This window comes from Saccharopolyspora sp. (assembly GCF_017434145.1).
Taxonomy (GTDB): domain Bacteria; phylum Actinomycetota; class Actinomycetes; order Mycobacteriales; family Pseudonocardiaceae; genus Saccharopolyspora_C; species Saccharopolyspora_C galaxeae.
Window position 1 is genome coordinate 1 of record NZ_JAFRFW010000758.1, and the last position, 8,418, is coordinate 8,418.

General features: G+C 71.3%; 9 protein-coding genes and 1 pseudogene. 5 read left to right on the top strand and 5 right to left on the bottom strand.

The window, feature by feature from the left end:
* Positions 1–294: 294 nt before the first annotated feature.
* Positions 295–1,431, top strand: coding sequence for a cystathionine gamma-synthase (locus IJH84_RS20540; RefSeq protein WP_200069300.1), 1,137 nt, complete (start codon positions 295–297; stop codon positions 1,429–1,431).
* Between the two features lie 72 nt (positions 1,432–1,503).
* Here the strand turns inward: IJH84_RS20540 and IJH84_RS20545 are convergent, their stop codons facing one another.
* Entirely contained in the window at positions 1,504–1,761 is a 258-nt protein-coding gene (locus IJH84_RS20545) for a hypothetical protein (RefSeq protein WP_295147773.1), read from the bottom strand.
* 188 nt (positions 1,762–1,949) lie between these two features.
* On the opposite strand from IJH84_RS20545, the gene ilvA reads away from it, so the two are divergent.
* The gene (gene ilvA, locus IJH84_RS20550) at positions 1,950–3,158 is read left to right on the top strand and encodes a threonine ammonia-lyase (protein WP_295147775.1); all 1,209 of its coding nucleotides are present in this window, start codon (positions 1,950–1,952) and stop codon (positions 3,156–3,158) included.
* A gap of 175 nt (positions 3,159–3,333) precedes the next feature.
* Here the strand turns inward: ilvA and hppD are convergent, their stop codons facing one another.
* Positions 3,334–4,479 carry a 4-hydroxyphenylpyruvate dioxygenase gene (hppD, locus tag IJH84_RS20555; protein WP_295147789.1) on the bottom strand — a complete coding sequence of 382 codons (1,146 nt, stop codon included), beginning with the start codon at positions 4,477–4,479 and terminating at the stop codon, positions 3,334–3,336.
* Positions 4,480–4,695: 216 nt separating this feature from the next.
* Here hppD and IJH84_RS20560 point away from each other — a divergent pair, with 216 nt between their 5' ends.
* Complete coding sequence (locus IJH84_RS20560; protein ID WP_200069303.1) at positions 4,696–5,160, top strand: Lrp/AsnC family transcriptional regulator; 465 nt, start codon at positions 4,696–4,698, stop codon at positions 5,158–5,160.
* 377 nt (positions 5,161–5,537) lie between these two features.
* Here the strand turns inward: IJH84_RS20560 and greA are convergent, their stop codons facing one another.
* Together greA and IJH84_RS20570 are read right to left on the bottom strand one after the other, a co-directional pair.
* Positions 5,538–6,026, bottom strand: a complete 489-nt coding sequence (gene greA / locus IJH84_RS20565; RefSeq protein WP_295147779.1) for a transcription elongation factor GreA — start codon at positions 6,024–6,026, stop codon at positions 5,538–5,540.
* Between the two features lie 187 nt (positions 6,027–6,213).
* Complete coding sequence (locus IJH84_RS20570; protein WP_200069305.1) at positions 6,214–6,651, bottom strand: DUF4307 domain-containing protein; 438 nt, start codon at positions 6,649–6,651, stop codon at positions 6,214–6,216.
* 187 nt (positions 6,652–6,838) lie between these two features.
* On the opposite strand from IJH84_RS20570, the gene mca reads away from it, so the two are divergent.
* Together mca and IJH84_RS20580 are read left to right on the top strand one after the other, a co-directional pair.
* Positions 6,839–7,723, top strand: coding sequence for a mycothiol conjugate amidase Mca (mca, locus tag IJH84_RS20575; protein ID WP_295147783.1), 885 nt, complete (start codon positions 6,839–6,841; stop codon positions 7,721–7,723).
* The gene (locus IJH84_RS20580) at positions 7,720–8,112 is read left to right on the top strand and encodes a hypothetical protein (RefSeq protein ID WP_295147786.1); all 393 of its coding nucleotides are present in this window, start codon (positions 7,720–7,722) and stop codon (positions 8,110–8,112) included. The genes mca and IJH84_RS20580 overlap by 4 nt, the downstream gene beginning before the upstream one ends.
* 23 nt (positions 8,113–8,135) lie before the next feature.
* Here IJH84_RS20580 and IJH84_RS20585 read toward each other — a convergent pair.
* Positions 8,136–8,418 (bottom strand): annotated as a pseudogene (locus IJH84_RS20585) (NAD(P)-dependent alcohol dehydrogenase); the annotation flags it as partial.

Genomic DNA, 8,418 nt, shown 5'->3' on the forward strand with positions numbered 1-8,418 from the left:
AACCCGGCCAGCCCCAGCCCGGCCAGCCCGGCCAGCCCCAGCCCGGCTACGGACAGCCCGGCCCGTACGGCAATCCCTACGGCCAGCCACCGCAGCAGGGCGGCTACCCGCAGCAGCAGTACGGGCAGCAGCCCCCGCAGTGGTGATCAAGCCTTCGCAGCACCCCTTGTGAGCTGAGCGCTCCAACGCCGCGGCCCCCGGTTCGCCGGGGGCCGTCGTCGTGGAGATCACCGCTTCGGGTGCGCTCGGACCTGCCGGGCGCCATCCGCCGAAGGGGCCCGTACGCTGCTGCACATGAGTGACGGCTTCGCCACCCGCGCGATCCACGCGGGCCAGGAACCCGACCCGGCCACCGGCTCGGTGATCGTGCCGATCCACGCCACCTCCACCTACGCGCAGGACGGTGTCGGCGGCCAGCGAGCGGGTTACGAGTACTCGCGCACCGGCAATCCCACTCGCACCGCGCTGGCGGAATGCCTGGCTGCGCTGGAGGGCGCCAAGCACGGCGCGGCCTTCGCCTCCGGGATGGCGGCCAGCGACGCGGTGCTGCGCGCGACGTTGCGCCCCGGCGACCACGTGATCATCCCGGACGACGCCTACGGCGGCACGTACCGGCTCATCGACAAGGTCCTCACCGGCTGGGACGTGCAGTACACCCCGGTCCCGGTCTCGGACGCCGGGGCGGTGCGGCAGGCGGTGCGCCCGGAGACGAAGCTGATCTGGGTGGAGACGCCGACCAACCCGCTGCTGAACATCGCCGACATCGCCGCGCTGGCGCAGCTCTCGCGCGACGCGGGCACGAAGCTGGTGGTGGACAACACGTTCGCCTCGCCGTACCTGCAGCGGCCGCTGGAGCTGGGTGCGGACGCGGTGGTGCACTCGACCACGAAGTACCTCGGCGGGCATTCCGACGTGGTCGGCGGCGCGGTGCTCACCTCCTCCGACGAGCTCGCCGCGCAGGTGGCCTTCCTGCAGAACAGCGCGGGCGCGGTGCCCAGCCCGTTCGACGCCTGGCTGACGCTGCGCGGACTCAAGACGCTGGCCGCCCGGATGGACCGGCACAGCGCGAACGCCGAGCGGATCGTCAACGCGCTGCACGGGCACCCGAAGGTCGCCAAGGTCTACTACCCGGGCCTGGAGGAACACCCCGGCCACGAGGTCGCCGCCAAGCAGATGCGCGGCTTCGGCGGGATGGTCTCGTTCACCCACGTCGACGGCGAGCAGGCGGCGCTCGAGGTGTGCGCCCGGACCCGGCTGTTCACCCTCGCCGAATCGCTCGGCGGCGTGGAGTCGCTGATCGAGCACCCGGGGCAGATGACGCACGCGAGCACCGCCGGTTCGGTGCTGCAGGTCCCCGCCGAGCTGGTGCGGCTGTCGGTCGGCATCGAGGACCCGGACGACCTCGTCGAGGACTTGCTCGCCGCGCTCTGAGCGGATCGCCGCGGCGACCCGTGCGCTCAAGTGCGTGCGGGCTGCCAGCGCGCGATTCCCTGTTCGTGCAGGTCAGGGCGCTACCGCGGGGTTGCTGGTGGGAACGAGCGGGTGCCGGCCGGACTCGACCTCGGGTGCGATCGGCAGGTCCTCCGGCCCGACGCAGCCGCCGACGAGTTCGGTGACGCCCTCCTCGCGAGGGGCGTAGCCGCCCGGGTCGTCGCAGCCCGCCTGAGCCACCACCAGCACCGCGGTCCCGGACAGGATCGTGGCCACCGCGATCCCGCCGACCAGCCGGACCGTGCCCGTCGAGGCTGTCGCCGAGGTCATGCGTCCTCCCAGTGGCGCCTTGCGGACCAGTGGCGCCGTGCGGACCAGTGCCCTTTCGAGCGTCGGCGCCTGGCGTGCCGCCGGCGCCGGTCGAGCGCCGCGGTCGAAGTCCGGACGATCAGGTGCCCTCCGAGCGTACCCAACACCTCGCGCAGCGGTCGCGATTCGCGCTGGTGCACGATGGAAGAATGCTGATCAGCCTGGACCGGGTGCGCGCGGCCGCCGAGGAGCTCGAAGGCGTCATCCGCCGCACGCCGTTGGAGCATTCCCGCGTGCTCGCCGAGCAGGTCGGCGGCGAAGACTTCCTGAAGTGCGAGAACCTGCAGCGCACCGGGTCGTTCAAGCTGCGCGGCGGATACGTGCGGTTGCTGGAGTTGACCGAGCGGCAGCGCGCGGCCGGTGTCGTGGCCGCCAGCGCGGGCAACCACGCCCAGGGCGTGGCGCTGGCCGCGTCGTTGCTGGGCATTCGCTCCACGGTGTTCATGCCGGAACGCGCCACCCTGCCGAAGCTCGCGGCGACGCAGTCCTACGGCGCGACCGTGCGGGCGGAGGGCGGAGTGCTGTCCGAGACGCTCGCGCTCGCCACGCAATACGCCGACAGCACCGGCGCCGAGTTCATCCACCCCTTCAACCACCCCGCGGTGCTGGCCGGGCAGGGCACGGTCGGGCTGGAGATCCTGGACCAGTTGCCGCAGGTCGGCACGATCCTGGTGCCGACCGGTGGCGGCGGTCTGCTCGGCGGGGTGGCCGCCGCGGTGAAGGCCCTGCGCCCGGAGGTCCGGGTGATCGGGGTGCAGGCGGAGCAGGCCGCGGCCTGGCCGGGTTCGCTGGCCGCCGGGCATCCGGTGCGGGTCACCGACACGCGCACGATGGCCGACGGCATCGCGGTCGCCGAGCCGGGCGCGGTGACCTTCGAGCACGTGTCGGCGTTCGCCGACGAGGTCATCACGGTCAGCGAGCAGTCCTTGTCCCGGGCGCTGCTGCTGTGCCTGGAGCGGATGAAGCTGGTCGCCGAGCCTGCCGGGGTGGCCGCGGTGGCCGGGCTGCTGGAGCGTCCGGACCTGGTCGTCCCGCCTGCGGTGCCGGTCCTTTCCGGCGGCAACATCGACCCGGTGCTGCTGCTGCAGCTCATCCAGCACGGCATGACCTCCGCGGGCCGGTACCTGTCGCTGCGGGTGCGGTTGCCGGACCGGCCGGGTTCGCTGGCCGGGCTGGTCGCGCAGCTAGGCGATCTGGCGGCGAACGTGCTGGACATCGAGCATTCGCGGATTTCCGGGGCGCTGGCGCTGGGCGAGGTCGACGTGGAGGTCAGCTTGGAGACGCGCGGGCCGGAGCACCGCGAGCACGTGGTCTCGGAGCTGTCCAGTGCGGGCTTCACCGTCGTGGCGAAGCGCTGAGCACTCGGCCCCCGGCCGACACGCCCGCGCGCCATCCGGGCCGGTGTGGTCGTGCCGGAGTGAGCGGACCGTTCGCCCCGCAAGATCGGTCCAACGGTCCGCTCACTCGGGATCATCGGACGGTTTCGCCGGATGTGCGAGCTTGCCGACACGCCCGCGCGGCGCCCGATCGGACTCAGAGGTTGCCGCGGAGCTCCTGCTCGCGCTCGATCGCCTCGAACAGCGCCTTGAAGTTGCCCTTGCCGAAGCCGAGCGAACCGTGCCGCTCGATCAGCTCGAAGAACACCGTCGGCCGGTCCCCGATCGGTTTGGTGAAGATCTGCAGCAGGTAGCCGTCCTCGTCCCGGTCGACGAGGATGCCGTGCTCCTTCAGCGTCTCGATCGGCAGCCGCACCTGGCCGATCCGCGCCCGCAGCTGCGGGTCGTCGTAGTAGGAGTCCGGCGTGGCCAGGAACTCCACGCCCGCCGCCCGCATCGCGGTGATGGTGCGCAGGATGTCGCCGGTGGCCAGCGCGATGTGCTGGCAGCCCGCGCCGCGGTAGAACTCCAGGTACTCGTCGATCTGCGACTTCTTGCGGCCCGCCGCAGGCTCGTTGAGCGGGAACTTCACCCGGTGGTTGCCGTTGGCGACGACCTTGCTCATCAGCGCGGAGTACTCGGTGGCGATGTCGTCGCCGACGAACTCGGCCATGTTCACGAACCCGAGCACGCGGTTGTAGAACGACACCCACTCATCCATCCGGCCCAGTTCGACGTTGCCGACGCAGTGGTCCACGGCTTGGAACAGCCGCTTCGGGGCTCCTTCGGGCTTGACGTAGCCGCCGCTGCGGGGCGCGTAACCGGGCAGGTAGGGGCCGGTGTAGCGACTGCGGTCGAGCAGCGTGTGCCTGGTTTCGCCGTAGGCCGCGATCGCGGCGGTGCGCACCGTGCCGTGCTCGTCGGAGACCTCGTGCGGCTCCTCGAGCACCCGCGCCCCTTGCGCGCGGGCGTGTTCGACGCAGCGGTCCACGTCCTCGACCTCCAGCGCGATGTCCACGACACCGTCCCCGTGCCGCCGGTGGTGGTCGGCCAGCGGGCTGTCCGGATCGACCGCGCCGTTGAGCACGAACCGCGCGGACCCGGACTTGAGCACGTACGACTTGTGGTCCCGTTCGCCCTGCTCCGGGCCTCGGTAGGCGACGAGTTCCATGCCGAACGCGACCTGGTAGAACAGCGCGCTCTGGGTGGCGTTGCCGACGACGAACACCACCGCGTCCATCGCCCGCACCGGGAACGGGTCGCGGCTGTCGTCGTGCTCGACGAGGCCGACGAGCCGCTGCATCTGGTCGAAGGTGACGTCATCGAGTTCGCCGGTGCCCACGTGCTCGGTGCCGTGCGGGTCCACAGTGGTCACGATGTCCTCCTCGCTGGTACGGCGCTGCTGCGCCAGCGTGGGCCCGTCGGGCATCCTGAGCAATCGCCGTCGAGAACACTGGACAAGTTGTCCAGCATGGCCGCGGCGAACCGCGGAACTCCGAGCAGGTTGTGCAGGTGCGGAATGGACTCGTTGGACGCCCGGTTGTTGCTGCTGCTGGCCGACGAGCCGCGGCTGGGAGTGCTGGAGTGCTCCCGGCGGCTCGGCGTCGCCCGCGGGACCGTGCAGGCGCGGATGGACCGGATGCAGCGCAGCGGGATCCTGCGCGGGTTCCCGCCGGACCTGGACCTGGCCGAAATGGGCTACGGGCTCACCGCGTTCGCGGTGCTGGAGATCGCGCAGGGCAGGCGGGACGCGGTCGCCGCGAAGCTGGCGGCGATCGGCGAGGTGTGCGAGGTGCACGCGACCACCGGCCAAGGGGATCTGTTCGTGCGCATCGTGGCGCGCTCCAACGCGGACCTGCAGCGGGTGGTCGACGAGGTCGTGGCGGTGCCGCACGTGCTGCGGACCTCGACTTCGATCGCGCTGTCCACGCCGGTGCCGCCGCGGTTCCGGCCGCTGCTGGAGCGGATCGCCGAGGCGGAGTGACCGCTCAGCGCTGCGCGAAACGCGACTGCGCAACGTAACCGGATCCGGCACCAATGGATGAGTGCCGGGATAAGCCGGGTGGATCAGCGCACCGGGCGCGCGATGCGCTCGCCGGCGGGCCCGAATTGGTTCGAGATCGTTGGGGCCGGAACGCGGCGAGCGCCGATCAAAAACCGCGCCGCGCCCGCGCGGACCGCAGCGGGGGCGGCGCCCAGATCGATTCCGCTAATTCCCCGCAATGCCGAGGAATCCACCACCGGTCGTTCCGCGAACTCGCGATTGTCCGAAAAGCGGATCGAGAAAAAGACCGGTCGGAAAACCGACCGGTCAGCAATAGCGCGGTGCGGGCGCGGGGCCGCACCCGCACCGCCCGCGGGTCAACCGAGGAACGGCTCGGCCTCCACCAGCGTGACCTTCATGGTGCCGCCGTTGGGCAGCTCGTACTCGCGGGTCTCGCCCTGCTTGGCCTCCAGCAGCGCCTGGCCGAGCGGGGAGCTGGGCGAGTAGACCTCCAGTTCGCCGTGCGCACCCTCCTCGCGGGTGGCCAGCAGGAACTTCTCGGTCTCGTCCTCGCCGTCGAAGCGGACGGTCAGCACCGAGCCGGGCTTGGCGATGCCGGACTCCGTCGGGACGTCGCCGACCTTGGCGGTGCGCAGCAGTTCTTGCAGCTGGCGGATCCGGGATTCGTACTGGCCCTGTTCCTCGCGGGCGGCGTGGTAACCGCCGTTCTCCTTGAGGTCGCCTTCCTCCCGGGCTTCGTTGATCTTCGCGGCGATCGCCGGGCGGTAGGCCACGAGCTCGTCCAGCTCACCCTTGAGCCGGTCGTAAGCATCCTGGGTCAGCCAGGTCACCTGGGTATCGCTCACGGTCACCACTCCTCGTCGACGGCGACCCGCCATCCGCGGGCCGACAACTTCCCGTCCTCAGCGCATTCCGGCTACTGCCAGAACGGAAAAACACGGCCCGCGCGGGGCCGTGCTGCCCTCGACGATAGCACGAATCGGCCCACCGATGGAGTGCATTTAAGCAGTATCCCGCGGTGCGCACGACGCTTCACCCGGTTGGCCGCCGGAGGGTGGACAAATATTCGGGAACGTTGTATGTACAGCCGTACACCTCGCCGGTCATCGGCCGTTCCGAGGTGCGCACCACCGTTTCCTGCCGGACCGTGTCGGTCGCCGGCGGGATGTAGATCTCTTTGCGGCCGGTCTCCGCGCCGGAAACGCCGAGCGCCCGAATCACGCACTCCGCCGGGCGGCGCGGATCGTCGCGCTGCACCTCCGCGGTGACGTGCACCGAACTGTCGTCGAGCACCTGGAACGCGGCCTGTTTGCCCTGGATGGGCGGGCTGCCGAGGTTGGTGTAGGCGAGCACGGAGGCGCCGATCAGCACCAGCGCGGTCAACGCGCCGAGCGCCCATCGGACCCGCGGCCGGTCCGGCCTGCGCTCGCGCGAGCCGTACCGCCCTTCCGGGACCTGCTGGCTGCTCACCGTCGCCGCCTTCCTGTTCCGTGCTCCCAACGGGGGTGCCCGGTCCGGGCGATGCCTCCCCGGCCGCCCAGGGTTTTCGGCGCATTGGGAACAATGGGTGTCGGCACCCTCGTTGAGTATCCCCGGGGTGTCCGGCCGGCGGTCAGCGGGGCCGGTGCGACTGGGAGCAGGAAGGAACAGCCTGGCGATGGCCGAGAAGCTGCGTCTGATGACGGTGCACGCGCACCCGGACGACGAGTCCAGCAAGGGGGCGGCGACCACCGCGCGTTATGCCGCCGAGGGGCACGACGTGATGGTCGTCACGTGCACCGGGGGTGAGGCGGGCAGCATCCTGAACCCGGCCATGGAGCGCCCGGACGTGCTCGCGAACATGCCGGAGATCCGCCGCACCGAGATGGCCCGCGCCGCGGAGATCCTCGGTGTCCGGCACCACTGGCTCGGCTACGTCGACTCCGGCCTCCCGGAGGGCGACCCGCTGCCGCCGCTGCCGGAGGGCTGCTTCGCCACGATCGACCAGGTCGGCCCGGTCGCCGACCTGGTGCGCGTCATCCGCGAGTTCCAGCCGCACGTGCTGATCACCTATGACGAGAGCGGCGGCTACCCGCACCCGGACCACATCCGCTGCCACGAGGTCTCGATGACCGCGTTCGACGAGGCGGCCGACCCCGACCTGCACCCGGCGGCGGGCGAGCCGTGGCAGCCGCTGAAGCTGTACTACTCGCACGGCTTCTCCCGGAAGAAGATGCAGCTGTTCCACGACGCGCTGCTGGAGCGCGGTGTCGAATCGCCCTACGGCGAGTGGCTGGCCAGGTGGGACGAGCGGGACCGGCCCGACCCGGACGAGCGGGTCACGACCCGGGTGGAGTGCGGGGCATACTTCGAGCAGCGGGACGACGCGCTGCGCGCGCACGCCACCCAGATCGATCCGGACAGCCGCTGGTTCGCCGTCCCGCCGGACATCCAGCGGGCGCTGTGGCCGACCGAGGACTACGAGCTGGTTCGCTCGCTGGTCGATACGACGTTGCCGGAGGACGACCTGTTCTCCGGCGTGCGGGAGAAGGTGTCGGCATGAACGAGGCGCTGACCTTCGTGGTCGCGCAGGCTCCACCACCGCCGCAGGATCCGGGTGGGCAAGGGGAGGACTTCGGCAAGTCCTCCCCGGTCGGCCTGCTGCTGCTGATCCTGTTCGGCATCGCGGTGGCGTTCCTGATCCGCTCGATGAGCAAGCACTTGAAGAAGCTGCCGTCGAACTTCAGCGAGGAGCGGGCCGCGGCCGCCACCCCTGCCCGGGTCCGCCGGGCCGAAGCGCGGGCCGCCGCCAAGGCCGGCGAGGGGGAAACCGCCGCGCAGGAATCGGAGGCGCCTGATGCCGCGGCGCCGGAGGATGCTGCGGAGCCGACGGATGGTGCGGCGCCGAAGGACTCGAAGGCGAGCTCCGACGGCGGCGCAGCGACCCGCTAGCGGCGATCCGCGCTCCACCGGCATCAACGCTGCGGCAGCACCACGGACTTCACCGCCTTCGGGTCGGTCGCGCCCGCGGTGAGCGCCGCGGGCACCTCGGCGAGCCCGAAGTGGTGCGTGACCAGCCGGTCCAGGTCCACTTCCCGGTTCGACGCCAGCGCGATGGCGGTGGGCCTGGTGTTGGCGTAGCGGAACGTGCCGGTCAGCACCAGCTCGCGGGTCTGCAGCAGCGGCACCGGGATGGTGATCTGCTCGGCGGCCATGCCCACCAGCACCGCCCGCCCGGCCGGGCGCAGCGCGCGCATG